The 20,286-nt window shown below is 39.7% G+C and carries 15 protein-coding genes and 1 pseudogene; 3 read left to right on the top strand and 13 right to left on the bottom strand.

Annotated elements, in window-relative coordinates:
- Positions 1 to 62: 62 nt before the first annotated feature.
- The 11 genes from KFO35_RS10145 to chvE all read right to left on the bottom strand — a co-directional run bounded on the left by KFO35_RS10145 (position 63) and on the right by chvE (position 13,574).
- A complete protein-coding gene (locus KFO35_RS10145) occupies positions 63 to 830 on the bottom strand; it encodes an inositol monophosphatase family protein (protein WP_156272293.1) in 768 nt (255 codons plus the stop codon).
- 5 nt (positions 831 to 835) lie between these two features.
- A complete protein-coding gene (locus KFO35_RS10140) occupies positions 836 to 1,111 on the bottom strand; it encodes a UPF0223 family protein (protein WP_024635299.1) in 276 nt (91 codons plus the stop codon).
- A gap of 161 nt (positions 1,112 to 1,272) precedes the next feature.
- Entirely contained in the window at positions 1,273 to 2,679 is a 1,407-nt protein-coding gene (lpdA, locus tag KFO35_RS10135; protein ID WP_002315146.1) for a dihydrolipoyl dehydrogenase, read from the bottom strand.
- A gap of 7 nt (positions 2,680 to 2,686) precedes the next feature.
- Positions 2,687 to 4,330 (bottom strand): dihydrolipoyllysine-residue acetyltransferase, encoded by a 1,644-nt coding sequence (locus tag KFO35_RS10130; RefSeq protein WP_002315147.1) that lies wholly within the window; start codon positions 4,328 to 4,330, stop codon positions 2,687 to 2,689.
- Between the two features lie 24 nt (positions 4,331 to 4,354).
- On the bottom strand, positions 4,355 to 5,332 hold the full coding sequence (locus KFO35_RS10125) for an alpha-ketoacid dehydrogenase subunit beta (RefSeq protein ID WP_002292208.1): 978 nt from the start codon (positions 5,330 to 5,332) through the stop codon (positions 4,355 to 4,357).
- A 2-nt stretch (positions 5,333 to 5,334) separates the two neighbouring features.
- Positions 5,335 to 6,444: a pyruvate dehydrogenase (acetyl-transferring) E1 component subunit alpha gene (gene pdhA, locus KFO35_RS10120; protein WP_002292209.1), complete on the bottom strand. Its 1,110-nt coding sequence runs from the start codon at positions 6,442 to 6,444 to the stop codon at positions 5,335 to 5,337.
- 460 nt (positions 6,445 to 6,904) lie between these two features.
- Positions 6,905 to 8,329, bottom strand: coding sequence for an aminotransferase-like domain-containing protein (locus tag KFO35_RS10115; protein WP_002292210.1), 1,425 nt, complete (start codon positions 8,327 to 8,329; stop codon positions 6,905 to 6,907).
- Positions 8,330 to 8,463: 134 nt separating this feature from the next.
- A complete protein-coding gene (gene guaC / locus KFO35_RS10110; protein ID WP_002287992.1) occupies positions 8,464 to 9,441 on the bottom strand; it encodes a GMP reductase in 978 nt (325 codons plus the stop codon).
- Between the two features lie 257 nt (positions 9,442 to 9,698).
- Positions 9,699 to 10,904 (bottom strand): multiple monosaccharide ABC transporter permease, encoded by a 1,206-nt coding sequence (gene mmsB / locus KFO35_RS10105; protein WP_002315150.1) that lies wholly within the window; start codon positions 10,902 to 10,904, stop codon positions 9,699 to 9,701.
- Between the two features lies 1 nt (position 10,905).
- A complete protein-coding gene (mmsA, locus tag KFO35_RS10100) occupies positions 10,906 to 12,432 on the bottom strand; it encodes a multiple monosaccharide ABC transporter ATP-binding protein (RefSeq protein WP_002315151.1) in 1,527 nt (508 codons plus the stop codon).
- A 53-nt stretch (positions 12,433 to 12,485) separates the two neighbouring features.
- Positions 12,486 to 13,574 carry a multiple monosaccharide ABC transporter substrate-binding protein gene (gene chvE / locus KFO35_RS10095; RefSeq protein ID WP_002306852.1) on the bottom strand — a complete coding sequence of 363 codons (1,089 nt, stop codon included), beginning with the start codon at positions 13,572 to 13,574 and terminating at the stop codon, positions 12,486 to 12,488.
- Positions 13,575 to 13,793: 219 nt separating this feature from the next.
- On the opposite strand from chvE, the gene KFO35_RS10090 reads away from it, so the two are divergent.
- From KFO35_RS10090 to KFO35_RS10075, 3 genes and pseudogenes are all read left to right on the top strand, one after another.
- Entirely contained in the window at positions 13,794 to 14,810 is a 1,017-nt protein-coding gene (locus KFO35_RS10090; RefSeq protein ID WP_002315152.1) for an ABC transporter substrate-binding protein, read from the top strand.
- 13 nt (positions 14,811 to 14,823) lie between these two features.
- Positions 14,824 to 16,275 carry a sensor histidine kinase gene (locus tag KFO35_RS10085; RefSeq protein ID WP_002315153.1) on the top strand — a complete coding sequence of 484 codons (1,452 nt, stop codon included), beginning with the start codon at positions 14,824 to 14,826 and terminating at the stop codon, positions 16,273 to 16,275.
- Positions 16,268 to 17,831: pseudogene (locus KFO35_RS10075) on the top strand (response regulator). The gene KFO35_RS10085 and the pseudogene KFO35_RS10075 overlap by 8 nt, the downstream one beginning before the upstream one ends.
- Before the next feature lie 129 nt (positions 17,832 to 17,960).
- Here KFO35_RS10075 and KFO35_RS10070 read toward each other — a convergent pair.
- Together KFO35_RS10070 and purD are read right to left on the bottom strand one after the other, a co-directional pair.
- Complete coding sequence (locus KFO35_RS10070; protein ID WP_002288005.1) at positions 17,961 to 18,875, bottom strand: aldo/keto reductase; 915 nt, start codon at positions 18,873 to 18,875, stop codon at positions 17,961 to 17,963.
- A 122-nt stretch (positions 18,876 to 18,997) separates the two neighbouring features.
- Positions 18,998 to 20,272 carry a phosphoribosylamine--glycine ligase gene (gene purD / locus KFO35_RS10065; protein ID WP_002292221.1) on the bottom strand — a complete coding sequence of 425 codons (1,275 nt, stop codon included), beginning with the start codon at positions 20,270 to 20,272 and terminating at the stop codon, positions 18,998 to 19,000.
- Between the last annotated feature and the right edge of the window lie 14 nt (positions 20,273 to 20,286).

Here is a 20,286-nt window from a genome sequence, read left to right as displayed (position 1 = left end):
TTTTCGAGAAAATTAATCTTTTGCCCGTTTTTATCATTTTTGTGAATGATTTCTACCTTTTTTTAGCCTTCTTTTTTCAAAAGGTCTGCGATTTCTGCATATGCACAAGGAGTCCCTGCTAAATAGTATTCCCTTCTATCAAAGGTCAATGGAGTGCCAAAAAGACCGCTTGTTACCATACCAAACTCTTCCAATAAAACATTTCCCGCTGCATAATCCCAAGGGCTGAGGTTCGAAATGTAAGCAATATGGTTTCCTTTCAAGATTGCGGCTAGTTCAAGCCCTGCACACCCGTACATACGTGTTCCCATGCTGCTTTCCGCAATCTCTCGGATTCCATATTTATTATGACCGAAAAGATAGCTATTCACACCAAGTAAGCCTTCTGATAAAGATTTATTTGCTGGTCTAGGCATTGGTTTATCATTTTTATAGACACCTATTCCTTTTCCACCCCAAAAAAGCTCATTTCTCATGACGTCATAAATGAAACCAAGTTTTCCAACACCGGATTCATAAATAGCGAGCATGATACAAAAATTTTCCCCTTCAATCACGAAATTCAATGTGCCATCAATAGGATCAATGATAAAGACTCTTCCATCGAGATCTGCTAGTTGATTACACCCTTCTTCTTCTGCCAATATTTTCGCCTCTGGATCATAGGAATGGATTTTTTCGATTAGAAAATTCTGGATGTTTCGGTCGACATTTGTCACTAGATCCGTTCGATTTGATTTTTGCGAGATCGTTAATGTTTGTTGAGAAGATTTGATTTTCTCACCAGCTTCTTCTAGCCAGGATTTGATATGATCAATCATCTGTTCCATTTATCTCACCCGTTCATTCTCAAATTTTTGTTTGGATTTTTTTTTGCTTGCTGCACTGTTCGATATAAGGAGTACCCGGAAGCTTTTTCAAATTCCCGTCCCAACCGTTTTTCTTCTCCGATGGATTTGACAACTGTTTTGAACTGCTGATAGGTCTTCAAAAAAGCTTCATTGTTTATCCCTTTTTCATTCGCACGTTCCAGATCTTCCCACATCTTCATTACAATGACCATTTCATCTGTTGTCCAGTCTAAATCAAGTGGATACTGATATTCTTGCATCTTCAACTCTCCTATTTCATATTCTTCTTTAGTGTAGCATAGGAGACGGTAATAAACCAAGAAGTAGTCGTATTATTAAGTTTACATAATTAAATTATTGATAATAAAAAAGAAAAAAACGCAACCGATTTCTCAGTTGCGTTTCGCCTGTATTATTCAAATCAAATATGGATTGGCAAGCCTAATGCTAATTCCGAAGCATCCATGACGATTTCGCCAAGAGATGGATGCGGATGAATCGTCAAGGCTATATCTTCAGCGTTCATTCCTGATTCGATTGCTAAAGCTAATTCAGAAACCATATCGCTTGCACCGACTCCCCCGATTTGTGCACCAATCAGCACGTTATCTTCGATCGTCGTAACTAGACGGATGAATCCTTCTGTTTTACCAAGCGATAATGCCCGACCGTTCCCTGAAAATGGGAATTTATATGCTTTTGCTTCGATACCAGCATCTTTTGCTTCTTTGATCGTCATACCTACAGAAGCCAATTCAGGATCAGTGAAGGCTACTGCCGGCATTGCTTTATAATCTACAGCTACTTTTTTGCCAGAGATTGCTTCAGCAGCGATTTTTGCTTCATAACTGGCTTTGTGTGCTAATGCCGCCCCTGGAACGATATCACCGATGGCATAGATATTAGGTACGTTCGTACGTCCTTGTTTATCTACCGTAATCAATCCTCGTTCTCCTACTTCGACTCCTGCTTGTTCTAAGCCCATATCATCCGTATTCGGACGACGACCTACAGTGACCATCACATAATCAGCAGTAACGGATTCTTCTTTCCCGTCCACTGCATATTTCACTGTCACGCTGTCACCGTTATCGACTGCTTCTTTCGCCATTGCATTCGTTACGACTGTTACACCTTTTTTCTTGAAATCATCTTCTACTAATTTTACTAGATCTTTTTCGTAAGTTGGTAAAATTTGTGGTGAACCTTCAAGGATCGTTACTTCTGCTCCTAAGTTTGCGTACGCTCCGCCCAATTCGGCACCAATCACACCGCCACCGATGATCACAAATTTCTTAGGTACTTCTTTCAATGCTAATCCGCCAGTAGAATCTAACACACGTCCTCCGAATTTAAATCCTGGAATCTCGATAGGACGGGAACCTGTTGCGATGATTGCGTTATTGAACGAATAAGTTTGAGCTGAATCTGGATGGATGACGCGTAGTGTGTGATCATCTACGAAGAACGCTTCTCCTTCGATTGTTTCAACCTTATGTTTTTTTAATAGGAAACTAACACCAGAAGTCAACGTATGGACAACTTTGTTTTCTTTCCATTCTTGTGTTTTCGCAAAATCTAGTTTGACATTTTCACTAGTTACTCCAAACATTTCAGAATCTAGTGACTCTTGATAATGGTGTCCTGCAGCTATCAGTGCTTTTGAAGGAATACAGCCGACATTCAAACAAACACCGCCAATATACTCTCTTTCAATGATTGCTACTTTTTGTCCCATTTCAGCAGCGCGGATGGCAGCTACATAGCCACCAGGTCCCGCACCGATTACAACTGTATCTAATTCTACAGCAAAATCTCCAACTACCATTTGTTTATCATCCTTCCATCATTAATAGCTCTGGATCAGCTAAAAGACGTTTGATATTATTCATTGCTTGTTGCGCAGTTGCTCCATCTACGATACGGTGATCGAAACTTAATGACAGTTTCATCACACGACCGACAACGATTTCGCCTTCAGCATTTACGATTGGTTGTTGTGCAATCGTTCCTACACCTAAAATAGCTACTTCTGGATAGTTGATGACTGGTGTAAACCAACCGCCACCTACAGATCCGATATTGCTGATCGTAATCGTTCCATTGCGCATATCTTCTGCAGATAGTTTGCCGTCATGAGCTAATTTTGCTTTCTCATTGATTTCGTCTGCAATAGCAAACATTCCTTTGCGGTCTGCATCTTTCACATTTGGTACATATAGTCCGTGATCCGTATCAGTTGCAATACCGATATTGTAGTAATGTTTATAAACGATTTCTTGGTTTGCATCGTCGATAGATGCATTCAATACTGGGTATTTCTTAACAGTCGCTGTTAAAGCTTTCACGACATATGGCAAGAAAGTAAGTTTCGTACCATTTGCAGCAGCAACTTCTTTAAATCGTTTCCGATTATCCCATAGTTTAGACACTTCTACTTCATCATGCAATGTCACGTGTGGAGCTGTATGCTTACTGTTGACCATTGCTTTAGCAATAGCTTTACGTGTTGGTGTCATTGCTACACGTTCTTCCAAGTCTCCTAAGTTGGACTTGAATGGTTTTGCTGGTGCAGATGGTTTGCTTTCTGCTGCAGGAGCTGCTTCTTTCGGCGCTGCCGCTTCTGGCGCTTCTGATTTCGCTGGTGCACTGCTTGGACCACCTGTCAAGAAGTTTTCGATGTCCTCTTTTGTTACTCTGCCACCTTTTCCAGTTGCAGTTACTTGTGAGATATCTACATCTTTTTCGCGGGCAAATTGACGAACAGATGGCATAGCCAATACACGTTTATTTGGATCGGCAGCTTCAACGACACTTGCTGAACCTGATGTTTCTACTTTTTCTTTTGGTGCTTCAGCTGATGGCGCACTAGTTGATGGTGCACCATTGTGTCCAGGAGCATCGATTTCTACTAACACGTCCCCAACATTTGCTATTGTTCCTTCTGGGACAATCACGTTTTTAACTGTCCCGGTTACAGGTGACGGGATTTCTTCTACTGATTTGTCGTTTTGAACTTCTAATAATGTATCATCTTCATTGATCGTATCTCCTGGTTTGACGAACCATTTGACGATTTCACCTTCTGCAATTCCTTCACCGATATCCGGTAACTTGAATTGGAAGACTCCTTCGCTTGACGATCCAGCTGATCCTGTATCAACAGTTGGTTCAGCAGCCGGGTTAGCTGGAGTTTGGGATTCTGCGGCTACACCACTGTCCCCTTCATTGTCTTCATGTCCTGGTGCATCGATTTCTACCAATACATCCCCAACATTTGCTACTGTACCTTCTGGAACAATGACATTTTTAACCGTTCCTGTTACAGGTGAGGGGATTTCTTCTACTGATTTGTCGTTTTGAACTTCTAATAATGTATCATCTTCATTAATCGTATCTCCTGGTTTGACGAACCATTTGACGATTTCACCTTCTGCAATTCCTTCACCGATATCCGGCAATTTAAATTGATAAGCCATGACTTTGTTTCGTCCCTTCTTTTCTTAAAATTCCGCGATTTCTTTTACTTTGTCTTCGATATCTTTTGCGTTTGGTAACCAAACATTTTCTGCTTGTCCAAACGGGAAGACTGTATCAGGTGCAGAAACTCGTCCGATTGGGGCTTCTAATGAAAGGATAGCGCGTTCTGAGATCTCAGAAACTACTTGCGCAGCAACACCCGCTTGTCGTTGCGCTTCTTGGACAACGACTACGCGACCTGTTTTTTCCACGGATTGAATGATCGTTTCTACATCTAATGGCGCAACTGTACGAAGATCAATGATTTCAACAGAGATATTTTCTTTTGCAAGATTGTCTGCTGCTTTGATTGCTTCACGCACCATTGCCCCGTATGTGATAACAGATACATCTGTTCCTTCACGAGTAACTGCTGCTTTGTCCAAAGGAACTTCGTAAGCTTCATCCGGCACTTCTTCTCGGAATGAGCGATATAGTTTCATGTGTTCTAGGAAAACAACTGGATCGTTACTTCTAATAGAAGAAATCAATAGTCCTTTTGCATCGTAAGGGTTTGATGGGATCACTACTCGAATACCAGGAGACTGGGCAATCAAACCTTCTAAATTATCTGAATGCAGTTCTGGTGTATGAACACCGCCACCAAATGGTGAACGAATCGTGATTGGTAGATTTCTAGTACCGCTCATTCGGTATCTTGTACGAGCCATTTGAGCTACTACTTCATCCATTGCTTCGAAAATAAAACCAAAAAATTGGATTTCAGGAACTGGACGAAATCCTTCCAACGCAAGTCCGAAACTCAACCCTGCGATTCCAGATTCAGCTAAAGGAGTATCGAATACTCGGTCTTCTCCGAATTTTTCCTGCAATCCTTCAGTTGCCCGGAAAACTCCTCCGTTTTTCCCAACATCTTCACCAAAAACAACGACATTCTCGTCATTTTCTAGTTCAAGTGCTAAGGCATCGGTGATTGCTTGGATCATTGTTTTTTGTGCCATGATTATTTCGACTCCTTCGCTTCATAAATTGCAATTTGTTCTTTGATTGATTGTGGAGATACTTCGAACATGTTTTTCAAGAAATCTGAAACCTTTTGTTTTGGAACTTTGTCGGCTTCTGCGATAGCTGCTTTGATTTCTTCTTTAGTTGCTTCAATCACTTGTTCTTCTTTTTCTTCAGACCAAAGTCCTTTTTCCGTCAGATATTTACGGAAGCGGATCAATGGATCTTTTTTCTGCCATTCGTCATCTGTGTCTTTTGTACGGTAGCGGGTTGGATCGTCCCCAGATAGTGTATGTGGTCCGTAACGATAAGTCAGTGTTTCAATTAGGACTGGTCCATTTCCGCTGATTGCCCATTCCCGTGCCATTTTAGATACAGTATATACTGCAAGCGGATCCATTCCATCGACTTGAATTCCTGGAATCCCAGCTGCGACAGCTTTTTGTGCAAGTGTTTTTGCTGCGGTTTGTTTTTCACGAGGTGTAGAGATCGCATACCCATTATTTTGGATATAAAATACAGCATTTGCATGGTAAGCACCAGCGAAATTGATTGCTTCGTAAAAATCACCTTGTGATGAACCGCCATCACCAGTATAAGTGAAGACAACATTTTTCTTGTTGCGTTTCTTCAAACCTAATGCAACACCGGCTGCTTGTACATATTGTGCACCGATGATGATTTGTGGTGGTAGAGCTTTCAATTCTTCCGGATAAGAATTACCTGCAGCATGTCCTCTAGACCATAAAAATGCTTGTGATAAAGGTAAGCCGTGTTTTACTAATTGAGGGACATCTCGATAACCTGGAAGAAGAACATCTTCTTTATCAAATGCATACGCACTGGCCAGCTGACTTGCCTCTTGTCCGGCAGTTGGTGCAAAAAAGCCTAGGCGTCCTTGGCGGTTCAGCGCTGTGGAACGTTGGTCTAATACACGAGACCATACCATGTGAGTCATTAATTCAACGAGTTCATCATCGGATAAATCAGGTACTAAATCTTTGTTAACTACGTTTCCATCTTGATCAAGTGCTTGATATACTGGGAAATCTGCATTGACTTCATCTAGCAGTGCTTGGAAGTCGATCGGTGCTTTTTTGTTTGCCATTTGTCACACATTCCTCTCTCATCTATAAGAAAATCTCTTCATTCTGCGATTGAAACAGCGAATAAAACTGTATCACTATTTAACCGTCTTCATTAATAAATTATCATGGATTTATGAGAAATACAAGCTAAAAGCACAAATTTTCACGATGAAAGGAAATTATGCCAATCCGCATATTAACAGTATTAGTGAATATAATCACAATAAGGAAAGCGTTTTATATTTAGACTGTGTTTTTTCTATTTTCTAATCAAACTTATAATGATCTGTTTCTATTTAGAAACGCTGGTGTTATACAGTTTTGCTACAACTATTTATTTTCTTAAGACATCGTGAACGGTTGTACAAAAAGTGCTTTTTTCCCTAATACTTTGTCTCGTCTTCTTTTTAAGAAAAAAAAGAAACAGCCGGAAATTTAAATCCCAGCTGTTATATTCTTTAATCTTTTTACTTTGTGAAATTATTCTGTTAACCACTGTTCTAAAATTTTCATCTTTGAATAAAACAACGATATGTTGGCTTCATCTAGACGACTGTAATTGATTCTGATTCCATTTATATCTTGCCCAAAAAGTAGACTTGGTGCGATTCCTAGACCCATATCTACTACTTTTTCTGCTAGTTGGGGGTCCAGCTTTTTTCCATCCCAAGTGATCCAAGCATAATAACCACCTAGAATCGAATGAAGCTTGAAAAACGATTGAGACTCCGCCCAAATACTTATCAGTTGGCTTTTTTCTTTCAATTTTTTTCTTACATCCAACATTTTCAAATCAATTGCTTCATCAAATACATTAGCGGCCGTGATTTGTGTAAGGATGTTCATCGGAAACTCCATCATTTCTTGCGCTTTAGCGAGTTGCAAGATAAAGGTCTCTGGTCCGATCAACCAACCGATTTTCGTTGTTTTTCCTAAAATCCTAGATAACGAACCGACATATAATACATTATCCGGATCAATCGTCCGTATAGGAAGAACTTCATCTTGCTTTAGAAATGAAAGGTCCGTAAATACATCGTCTTCAATAATCGGAAGCCGATACTGCCGACACAATTCTACTAGCTTTTCTCGTCGCTTTTGACTCATCACCTTTCCTGTAGGGTTTTGAAAATTCGGGTTGATAAGCACTGCTTTCAATTTATTTTTATGGATCGATTCTTTCAGTTTTTCTAAGTCGATCCCTTCTTCATCCATCGGTATCCCAAATAAACGCGTTCCTGAAGCTTTGAAAAGAGGTAATCGGTAAAAAAAAGAAGGTGACTCTACAGCTATCCCCTCTCCAGCAGAAAGAATCGTTTGTAAGATCAAAAAGATTGCTTGCTGGCCACCACCAGTCACCAGAAGCTGGTTTAGGGAAAAGGTCAGTTCAAATTTACTTTCCAAATACCGTTTGATTTTGTTACGTAACGGAGTATAGCCTAAAAGATCCATTTCTTTTTCTTCCGCTAAGATTTCTTCAAGAGAATAAGAAGGAAACTCAAAATTCGGCAAAAGCTCATTTGGCATCTCACTCGCATATAAGTCAAGGAACAATGTTTTTTGGCTCTGCTTTGCTTCTTTTATTTTTTGCTCATACCAATCCGTCTGTTCATAGCGAGGTGAGATCATTTGTCGCCAATCGATTCTTGGAACGGCGAATTTCCCCCATTCAGTCTGATTGACGAACCAACCGCTACCACGTTTACTTGTTAATACGCCAAGCTCTCTAAGTTCTTCCAATGCATGAACAACGGTGGAACGATTTACACCAAAAAATTGCCCTAGTTTTCGTTCCGATTCAAGTTGATCTCCAGGATTGATTCTTCCACTTTCGATTTCTCTCATGATCTGTTCCATGATTTGACGATAAATCGGTCCTTGTTTTTTCTCTACTTTTTCCCACATAGTCCTCTCTTTTCTGTTGTCCATTCTTTCTATTGATTTTACCGAATTTACGAGAAAAAAGAAAAGCTTTTTTTGCAAAACATAAAAAACGGAAGGTTCTGTTATGAACCTTCCGCTGATATTTTGCTCATTATTTAGATCGTATCTCCGTTAAAAATCGAATTTTTCACGATGACATAATCAACTTTCCGAATGGCTTCCAGATCTCTTCCTCCAGCATACGAAATAGATGATTGAAGGTCTTGTTGCATTTCCACTAGTGTATCTTTCAAAGATCCTTTATGTTGGATCCAGATTTTCTTTCCTTCAACATTTCGTTTTTCACCTTTTTGGAATTCTGAAGCAGAACCAAAGTATTCTTTATATACAATTCCGTTTTCGACTTTTGTTTCGCCAGGAGATTCCTCGTGACCGGCAAACAATGAGCCAATCATAACCATTGTCGCTCCAAAACGGACAGATTTTGCAATATCGCCATGTGTTCTGATCCCACCGTCAGCGATGATCGGCTTGCGAGCTGCTTTCGCACACCATCTAAGAGCGGCCAGTTGCCAGCCTCCAGTTCCAAAGCCTGTCTTGATTTTTGTAATACATACTTTTCCTGGACCAATCCCGACTTTTGTTGCATCTGCGCCCGCATTTTCCAATTCACGGACGGCTTCCGGTGTACCAACATTACCGGCAATCACAAAAGTTTCAGGCAAATATTTTTTAATATGCTGAATCATATCAATAACTGAGTTAGCATGTCCATGCGCGATGTCGATAGTGATATAATCAGGATTTAGCGATTCTTCTGCCAACTTCTCTATAAAGGAATATTCCTCTTTCTTGACACCAACACTGATCGAGGTAATCAATCCGCGCTTTTTCATTTTTTTGATAAACGGAATTCGAGCTGCTTCATCAAACCGATGCATGATATAGAAATAACCATTTTCCGCTAAGAATTCTGCAATCGTTTCATCAATAATCGTCTGCATGTTGGCAGGCACTACTGGCATTTTGAATGTATGTTTACCTAATGTGACCGTTGTATCACATTCAGAACGGCTATTTACGATACATTTATTAGGAATTAATTGAATATCTTCGTAATCAAATACTTTCATTACATTATCCTCCTGATGTTCACATCCAGCAAAACACGAACATTATTAATTTAATCAAGGCTTTTTTTAGCGCCCTATGTAATTTAACTCAATTAAGCGAAAAAATCAAGAGCAAAAAGAGAATTTATACGAATGGTAAAAAAACATACATTATTTTTAGTCTAAACAAACGAAGCAATGAATGTTCGCTTTTAGCGAAAACAAGACTGTGACAAACGTCTTGTCACAGTCTTTTTTTCTGAATAAACGGTGTTCTCCTACGCTGTCCGTTTTTTCTTGTTATACAAGTCTAATACAACGGCTAAAAGCAAGATCAACCCTTTGATTGCCTGCTGCCAATCTACCCCAACGCCTAAAATCGACATGCCATTGTTCAATACACCCATGACCAAGCCACCGACAATCGCACCCATAATCGTTCCGATGCCGCCTGATGTCGAAGCACCGCCAAAATATACTGCCGCCATCGCATCTAGTTCCATCGAAGTACCCGCTTGAGGTGTCGCCGCATTTAACCGAGCAGCTAAAACTAATCCAGCTAAAGCTGCCATGACTCCCATGTTGACGAAAACCCAGAACGTGATCCGCTTTGTTTTGATTCCTGATAGTTCAGCCGCTTTTCGATTTCCGCCCGTCGCATAAATCTGGCGACCTACTACTGTTTTATTTGTCAAAAACCCATATGCTGCGACGATCAAACCGAGAATGATCAAAATGATCGGATATCCTTGATAAGAGGCAAAGATATAAGTTATCCCTAGTACAACGACTGCTGTAAATACCGCCTTTACCAAGAAAGCTGCTGGAGATTCCACTTCAAATAAATGATTTTTCCGACGATTTCTTGTTCGCCATTGTCCAACAACTAACACGATGGTGATGATCATTCCTAAAATCAATGTCAAGAAGTGAAGGTTGCTTCCTTTGCTTAAGTCTGGTAAATAACCCGTAGACATTTTTTGGAAAACAGCTGGAAAAGGTGCTAGAGATTGGCCTCCTAGAACAACTTGTGTCAGTCCACGAAACATCAGCAATCCTGCTAAAGTCACGATAAACGCCGGTATCCCAGCATAAGCTACCCAAAAACCTTGCCATGCGCCGATCAGCCCGCCTACTGCAAGACAAGCGATGACTGTCACCCACGGGTTCATTTGGCGATTGACCATCATCATGCCCGCAATTGCACCAACAAACGCCATCACTGACCCTACCGACAAATCCACATGACCTAAGAGCACAACTAATAACATCCCTGCAGCTAGTACTAATATATGACTATTTTGCAAAACAAGGTTAGTTATATTCAACGGACGCCAGAAAATACCATCCGTCATCAATTGAAACGCAATAAGTAGTCCCGCTAAAATGATCACCATGCTGTAGCGACCAAAAAGATCAGCTGCTCTACTTTTCAAATTTAGTTTTTTCTCTTTTTTATCCGTAAGATTTTTTGCTTGTTCCAACTTAACCCACCTCTTCTTTCGTCATTAATTTCATCAAGACTTCTTGATCTGCCTCTTCTCGCGAGACTTCTCCTGTAATACGTCCTTCGTTCATCGTATAGATTCGATCACACATTCCTAAGATTTCAGGAAGTTCAGAAGAGATAAGACAGACAGCTTTGCCATTTGCTGCCATTTCTTCGATAATCGTGTAGATCTCATATTTTGCCCCAACGTCTATCCCTCGGGTTGGCTCATCTAAAAAAAGAATATCGGGTTGTGTCATCAGCCACTTGGATAAAACGACTTTTTGTTGATTCCCACCACTAAGACTACTGACAATTTGATGGATGGAGTTTGTTTTTATACGCATCTTTTTCCGGAAATTTTCTGCCTCAGTTACTTCTTTTTCTTTATTTAATACTCCTTTTTGACTTATTTTATCCAAACTGCTCAGCGTCACGTTTTCCCGAATATCCATCAGCAGATTCAGTCCTAAAGATTTTCGGTCCTCCGAGACATAAGCGAGTCCGTTTGCAATGGCTGAAGGAACGGTCTTAACTGATATCTCTGCTCCTTCCTTTAATATACGTCCGGATATCTTGCTTCCATAAGAATGTCCAAATAGACTCATAGCGAATTCAGTTCTGCCCGCTCCCATCAGTCCAGCTATTCCTACAATCTCTCCTTTTTTCAAATGCAAGTTGATATGGTCGTTTATGATTCGCTCATGATCAAGAGGGTGATAGACCGTCCAGTCTTCTACTTTAAAATAAACTTCTCCAATATCCGGTTTTCTTTCAGGATAACGATCAACTAAATCTCTGCCCACCATCCCGCGAATAATATGCTCTTCGCTGATCATTTCATTTTCTAGCGTCTCAATCGTCTGTCCATCCCGTAAAATGGTGATTCGATCTGCGATATCCACGATTTCATTCAGCTTATGTGAAATAATGATGGAGGTTACACCTTGCTCTTTCAATTCTCGGATCAATCTCAGCAAATTCGCGCTTTCTTCTTCATTCAATGCAGCGGTAGGCTCATCCAAAATCAACAGACGGACGGATTTTGATAATGCTTTAGCTATTTCAACTAGTTGCTGTTGCCCTACGCCGATCTGGGATACTAGAAGATTCGGGTCGATAGACAAACCGACTTTATTCAGCAATTCATACGTTTTCTTTTCTGTCAATTCCCAATCAATCACGCCTCTTTCTGCTTGTTCATTTCCGAGAAAAATATTCTCTTTTATTGAAAGATAAGGACTTAGTGCTAATTCTTGATGAATGATGACGATGCCTTTTTCTTCACTATCTTTCAAATCTTTGAATTGACACAGCTTTCCATCATAAAAGATTTCCCCGTCATAGGAGCCATACGGATACAAGCCGCTCAAGACATTCATCAATGTTGATTTTCCCGCTCCGTTTTCTCCGCACAATGCATGGATTTCCCCACGTTCAATCATCAGATTCACGCAATCTAACGCTCGGATTCCAGAAAATTTTTTGGTGATATCTGCCATTTTTAAAATACAATCCGCCATAATTCTTATCCTCTCTCTGACTTAGATCTCTTTAGTTCCTTGTTTGGTTCCTCTTAATTTTTCAGATCGGATTCTTTATAATAATCTGTGTCGATCAGCTCTGCTTGATAATTATCTTTATCGACAGATACTGTATTTGCTAAATACGTAGGAACAGTTTTCACCCCATTATCATAAGTTTCAGTATCATTGACCGGAACCTCTTCTCCATCACTGATTGCTTTGATCATTTCAATCGTATTTTTTGCTAAGATACGTGTGTCTTTAAAGATCGTTTGTGTTTGTTCCCCGGCAATGATCGATTTGACGCCAGCAACTGTCGCATCTTGTCCAGTAATCACAGGTAAAGGTTTACTTTCACTCCCATACCCCACGCCTTTTAATGACGAAATGATCCCTAAACTTATTGGGTCATATGGCGACAAAACAGCATCCAATGTTTGGTCAGTATAATTTGCGCTTAACAGATTATCCATCCTTGCTTGCGCCGTAGAACCATCCCAGCGAAGCGTAGCGATTTGACTGAAACTCGTCTGTCCAGATGGCACGACCAACTGACCGTTGTCCATATATGGTTGTAAAACAGACATCACTCCGTTGTAATTAATTAGTGCATTGTTGTCGTCAGGCGAGCCACCAAATAATTCAATCGTGAATGGTCCTTTTCCTTCTTTCAATCCTAAGTGCTCCTCAATATAAGCTGCTTGCGATACACCTACTCCAAAATTATCAAAAGTCGCGTAGTAATCGACATTTTCTGAATTCATCAGTAAACGATCATAGGCAATCACCTTGATATCTGCTTCTTTTGCTTTAGCTAACACATCAGTTAAAGCCGAACCATCGATAGAAGCAATCACAAGTGTATCTACCCCTTTTGTAATCATATTTTCGATTTGTGCTACTTGATTTTCTACTTTATCTTCTCCATATTGAAGATCTGTTTTATAACCCAGTTTTTCTAATTCCGAGACCATGTTGTTCCCATCAGCGATCCATCTTTCTGCTGATTTGGTCGGCATAGCGATTCCTACATACCCCGTACTATCATCTGCAGATCCTGAATTGCCACACGCACTTAATAGAATGCTTGCGGTCAAAATAGCGATACTCCCAAGAATCTTTCTAAATTTGTTTTTCATTTTTTATCCCCCATTCCGATTGATACACCGAGTATAGCTAATAAAGAAAGCGTTAACATTGATTTTTTTATGGGATTTACTTTAAATTTTTTAGGTGTACTTTTTTTGTCTTGGATTTTTTTAAGTTTCTTGGATTTTTTTCGATTGATTCCTTTTGACTTTGATTTTCCCTTTTATCTGATAAGATAGTACTAACAAATCCAGATGGAGTGATCTAAAGTGAAACGTGTTTTATTTTTTTTAGCTCTTATTGTAATCGCTTACCAAATGATGGGGTGTACACCTAGTACAAAGGAAGCACCTGACCCACTAGTCGTTGGTTTTTCGCAATCAGGAACGGAGAGTAGCTGGCGGAAAAAGCATACTGAATCAATTATCACTGCGCTTGAAAAAGAAGATTACCAAGTTCTCTACCGAAATGGTTACATGAATCAGGAACGGCAAATCCAAGATATACGGACGTTCATTGCCTATAAAGTAGATATGATCATTTTTACTCCTTTGCAAGAATCCGGGTGGGACTCTGTATTAAAAGAAGCCAAGCGAGCAGGGATCCCTGTCATACTTGTCGACAGACATATTCAAACGAATGATCCCGAGCTTTTCGTCACCCACATCGGTCCCAGTTTCAAAGCAGAAGGAAATCGGGCGGGTTTATTTGTCAGCAATCACTTCACAAATTCAAAGAAACAGGAAATCAGAATCCTAGAACTTGCTGGTTCAGAGAACTCCACACCGACCAAGCTACGCTCCGAAGGATTTTTGGAATCAATCAATCGTAAACCAACCCTAATAAAAGATGGAACCATCGACCATAAACCTCCAATGACTATTGTTCACCGAATTGTCGGTGATTTTATTCGGATGAAAGGAAAAGACCAGATGAAACGATATTTAGAAACAAATGATTTATCCGAAATTGATGTATTATACAGCCATAGTGATGAAATGACTCACGGTGCTTTAGCTGCGATAAAAGAAACATCAATCAAACCTGGAGAAGATTTGATCATTGTAACGATTGATGGACAAGAAGATATGATCGAGAAGCTACGCTTAGGAATCGTCAATTGCGTAGTCGAGTGTAAACCTGATGTCGGCTGGTATGTAGCCAATACCGTTACTCGTTATTTTGGAAATCTTCAAACAGGAAAAACACTACCTAAAGATATTTTTATTTCCGAGACTGTCTTTTCCCAGCAGAATATAGCTAACATCCCAACCAGAAATTATTGACTGGAGAAGTATCATGACCAAAAATTTAAGCATAAAACAGATTTTTGCCCAAGCAAACAAAGCCATGCTTCTATTTGCTGTTATCCCTTTGCTACTGAGCATACTGTTATATTCGCAACAGCTTTTGATTTATCAACAGACGATCGCAAATATCCAAAAAGCAGATGCAATTGCTTTGAAGGTTGATCAAAAAGTTTTGGAAAGTATGTGGGACTTGATTTCTGGCCAAGTAACCGTAGATGAGTTCAATGAGGAAAATATCCTAGAAGAACTTAGGAATGATATTCGAGAGATCAAAAATAATACAAATACACTTAAAGAAATTAGTACGTTAGATGTATCGTTACGTACGATCGATACATTGGAAGATTATCAAGCTGAGCTCATTCATCATATCTTGGCAGAAGATTTTATGGATACCAATGAACAGATCATCAATCAGGTCGATTCTGTCACTCAACTACTGTCAGATATTTTACAGGATTTTGTTCGTGTGGAAATCGACTTAGCAAGTCAAAAAAATACGACGCTTGTCCGCTCGCTCATTTTATTAACGATAGTCGAATTGGGGGTTCTTAGTACTATTTTTTTCTATGCGAAAAAGAATCGCCGCTTTTTAGAGCAGAAGGTCCAAGAGCCGATCAATCAGCTGATCACAATGTCCGAACAGCTTTCTTCAGGAAATCTTGGATTTCGTTTAAACATGCCAGAAACACAAGAACTACAGACACTTACCGCTAGTATGAACAAAATGGCGGAAGATCTAAACCAGTCTTTACGGGAGAACGCTTTGAAACAATACCATTTAGCACAAAGTGAAGTTCGTGTATTGCAAGCTCAGATCACTCCTCATTTTATTTATAACAGTTTGGATGCCATCATTTCTTTGATCGAACAAGACTGCTTTGAAGAAGCTCTGACTATGACCCATGCACTTTCCGGCTTTTTTCGTACGTCTTTAAGCAAAGGACAAGACTGGATTCCTCTTGAAAAAGAAATCAGCCATATCAATGATTATCTGGTCATTTTAAAAATAAGATACGGACATATGCTTGACTATAAGATTGATATACCAGAAACACTTTTTCCTGTTTCTATTTTAAAGATGATCTTGCAACCATTGATCGAAAATGCTGTGTACCATGGAACAAAGTACGTTCGTCACAAAGGATTTATTCGTATTACTGCATGCAAAATCGACGAAATGATCCAATTCAAAGTCATAGACAACGGTATTGGCATTCCTGTAGAAAAACTAACAGAAATACGTAAAGAGTTAGCCAAAGGGATCGATTCAGATTTCAGTATCGGCTACGGGCTTTACAACGTAAACAAGCGTCTCCTTCTCTATTACGGAAATAATCAAAAACCTATCACGATTGACAGCAAATACCGAGAAGGGACAACTGTCACACTGACGATTCCTATATCTCCCAAAACAATTGGAGGAAACAAACATGTATAAAGTTTTTATCATCGAAGACGAATACCTCATTCGCAATAACTTGCGGGAACAAATAACTGCCCTTGGTTCTTATTATCCAATCACTTATGTCGGGGAAGCTGGAGATGGTGAGATGGCACTGTCTTCGATTATCGACTTACAGCCCGATATCATTCTGACTGATATCCAAATGCCATTCATGGACGGTTTGACTTTTTCAAAAGAAGCAAGGAAACTGCTTCCTTGGACTCGCCTCATATTTATTAGCGGATTCGACGATTTCGATTATATGAAAGGAGCAATCCAAGTACAGGCAGATGATTATCTACTTAAACCAATTAAAAGCAACGAATTGAAACAAGCAATAGAAAAAGCAGTGACTGCGTTAGACTTGCAGCAAAAAGAACGCACCCTTCTTCTGATCTTGTTTTCGAATTGAAAAAAATCATTTCTTGAACGGTTTGTTCAAAGGCTCACTTACGATCAGTGAAACATTGAAACTTGCTGAATCTTTCAATCGCTCTTTAGCAGGGAAAAAAATGACCGTATTATTAGCAGCAAACCAAGTCAGTACAGACTTTGAAGATTACGCTCATCTCAGTGATTATTTGAAGTTTTTATTTAGGGAGAATCAACAAGTGATTTTTTCTGCTGTTTCCTCTCGATTCATCAAATTTTTAATAGTTGATCCTCTTGAAGAAAATGTGATTGAGACCAGTTATCAGGTAGCCCAAACGTTGGTCCATGAATTAGAAAAGGGACAAAAAAATAATTTTTCAGTCGCCATCGGTCCTGTCGCAGAAAGAATCAGCGAATTACCTGCATCTTTTGAGATCACGCAGATGATACTTGAAACTGCCAGTTCCCTTAAAGATCAAATTATCAGCTATGAGGATTTGATTAAAGAAGCAAAACTTCCAGTTGATTCTGTCTTTTACTTTGATCTCTCACTTGATTTGTCTTCATTATCGAAAAACGAAGTATCTAAGTACATCGAACACTTGACGAAACCACAAGGCACACCAATCCGAACACGATTATATCGTTTATTTGTCTTGACTAAGCTACTCCAGCATGTCCGCCTGAAAGAAAAGGAAATCCCGCAAGAAATGGTTCATTGCACATCCACTAGCCAACGCTTAGCAATCAGCGCCGACGACTCGCTTTACCGTTCGACTGTTTATATGTTCATTTCTTTCTTAACTGCTCTGCCCTCACAGCCTTCAAGGAACAAATATCAGCCAATTTTGAACCATGCATTGGATTTTATCAAAGAAAATTTTACCGATCCAGATATGTCCTTAACTTGGGTCGCTCAACAAGTTGCATTAAGCCCCTCTCATTTCAGTACGATTTTTTCTCAATCGTTTAACCAAACATTCATCGATTATCTGACAGAACAAAGAATCGAATTAGCAAAAAAATTATTGCAGCAATCAGACTATCGTATCTCAGATATTGCTTTTGAGATTGGTTATAATGACCCTAACTATTTCAGTTATTTATTTAAGAAAAAACAAGGGATTTCCCCAAAAGAATATCGGACACAGCTTTTCCTTGAAAACAAAAATAAATAATAAATAAAATCCGTATAGCGATACTCTTTCCCGTTGGCAATAAAAAAAAGGCGGAATATCTCGAAGCTGAAAATAGCTTTCAAGATATTCCACCTTTTTAATTGATCGCACCGTTGCTTATGACAACTTTTAAGGTAAAATGTTTCCAGCAGCACGGTACAATTCGTACCAATCTTCCCGAGACATATTAATTTCTGATGCTTGAGCGATTTCCTTGATTCGCCCTACGTTCATCGTACCGGCGATTACTTGCATATTGGCTGGATGGCGCAAAATCCAAGCAGAAGCCAAGCCAGTTGGTGTCGTTTGATATTTAGCTGCGAGTTCTTCTAATGTTTGGTTTAATTCAGGGAATTTTTCGTTCCCGATAAATACACCTTCAAAAAATCCATACTGGTATGGCGACCACGCTTGGATCGTCATATCATGCAGACGGGAATAATCAAGTACACTACCATCATGGTCGATACTTGCTTCATCTGTCATATTGACATGAATTCCTTGATCGATCATTCCAGTATGTTTCAAGCCAAATTGCAGCTGATTAGCTACTAATGGTTGACGAACATATTTTTTCAGCAATTCGATTTGCATTGGTTTTTGATTGCTGACACCAAAATAACGGACTTTACCTGATCGTTCCAATTCATCAAACGCTTCAGCTACCTCTTCTGGTTCCACCAATGTATCTGGACGATGAAGAAGTAAAGCATCCACATAATCCATTTTCAGACGGGTCAAACTTTTTTCCACAGATTCAATGATATGTTTTTTAGAAAAATCAAACATCACACCTGGAACGATTCCACATTTTGTTTGAATAAAAAGATCTTCTCGTTTGATTGATGTTTTTGCTAGAGCATCTGCAAAGATTTCTTCACATTCACCGTTCCCATAAATATCTGCATGGTCAAAAAAATCAATGCCGTTTTCATAAGCTGTCTCAATCACTTTTACTGGATCTTCCGCATTGTTGATACGCATACAGCCTAAGATCACTGCAGCTGCTTTCTGATCAGAAGTACCTAATTGAATTTTTTTCATCTGAACTCCTCCTTATTTATATACACAACAAAAGTGTACCACACTCTTTATGAAAAGGCTTCACTAAAATCGGCGCTTCCGACTATATTTGTTGTATTTTTTTATAAATGGAAGCAGCTGATTTACTTCACGACCAGTTCGCTATTGGCAGCTTTTTCTCCAATATCTGTACGATAAAATGTTCCATCTGTCGTTTTATCCATTAACGCGGTGTAGATTTTTTCCTGTGCTTCTTTGATCGTCTCACCGTATGCTTCTACTAGATAAAGGCGTCCTCCTGTTCCAACTAGTTTGCCGTTATTTGAGGAAACTCCAGCATAGTAAACAGAAAGCTCTTCTTCCAGAAAATCTGGTAGAACCATTCCTGTCTCATATTCTTCGGGGTAACCGGCAGCTGCCACCACAACGCCTACATTGTATCCTTCTTGCTGCCACTTTAACTCTACTGCACGATTCTCTAATAAATCATCGATTACTTGTGCAAAGTCACTCTTCAACCGAGAAAGAACGACTTGCGTTTCAGGATCACCGAAACGCGCATTGAATTCGATCACTTTTGGTCCTTCCTTCGTAGCAATCAAACCCGCATATAAAACACCCGTGAAAGAGCGTCCTAGTTCTTTCATTCCCAAAGCCGCTGGTTTTAAAACTTCTTCCACAGCTTTTTCAATCATCTTTTTTGGAATTTGCGGTACTGGTGAATAAGCACCCATCCCGCCTGTATTTGGCCCTTTATCGTTATCGAATGCCCGCTTATGATCTTGCGAAATGACCATCGGATACACCTTGGTATCACGGACAAACGCCAAAAGGGAGAATTCTTCTCCTGCCAAAAACTCTTCTACGACGATTTTTTTGCTGCTGTTCCCAAATCGATGCTGGTTCAACATTTGTTCTGCCGCATCCAGCGCTTCTTTCACTGTTGTAGCCACGACTACACCTTTTCCAGCTGCTAAGCCATCCGCTTTCACTACGATTGGCGCACCGTTTTCTTTGATATACGCTGCTGCTTTTTCGTAACATTCAAAACTTCTGGATTTAGCTGTCGGGATCTGATACGTCTCCATCAATTGTTTAGCAAAACTTTTCGAACCTTCGATCAGAGCTGCTGCTTTTGTCGGACCGAAGATTTTCAATCCTTCCGCCATAAAATCATCGACGATCCCATTTAATAAAGGAACTTCAGGACCAACGATACTCCAATCAATCGCCTCATTCTTAACAAAATGAATTAATGCTGAATGATCTTGTTCACTGATAGCGACACAATTGATGCCATCCTTTGTCATTCCAGGATTTCCTGGCGCACAATACACAGTATCCACCTTCGGACTGTCTAAAAGTTTTTTACTTATTGCATGTTCACGACCACCTGCACCGATCACCAAAATGTTCATTTATCCGACTCCTC

It is taken from the genome of Enterococcus lactis (assembly GCF_015751045.1).
GTDB lineage: Bacteria > Bacillota > Bacilli > Lactobacillales > Enterococcaceae > Enterococcus_B > Enterococcus_B lactis.
The sequence above is the reverse complement of the archived record's forward strand: the minus strand, read 5'-3'. Positions and strand labels throughout refer to the sequence as shown.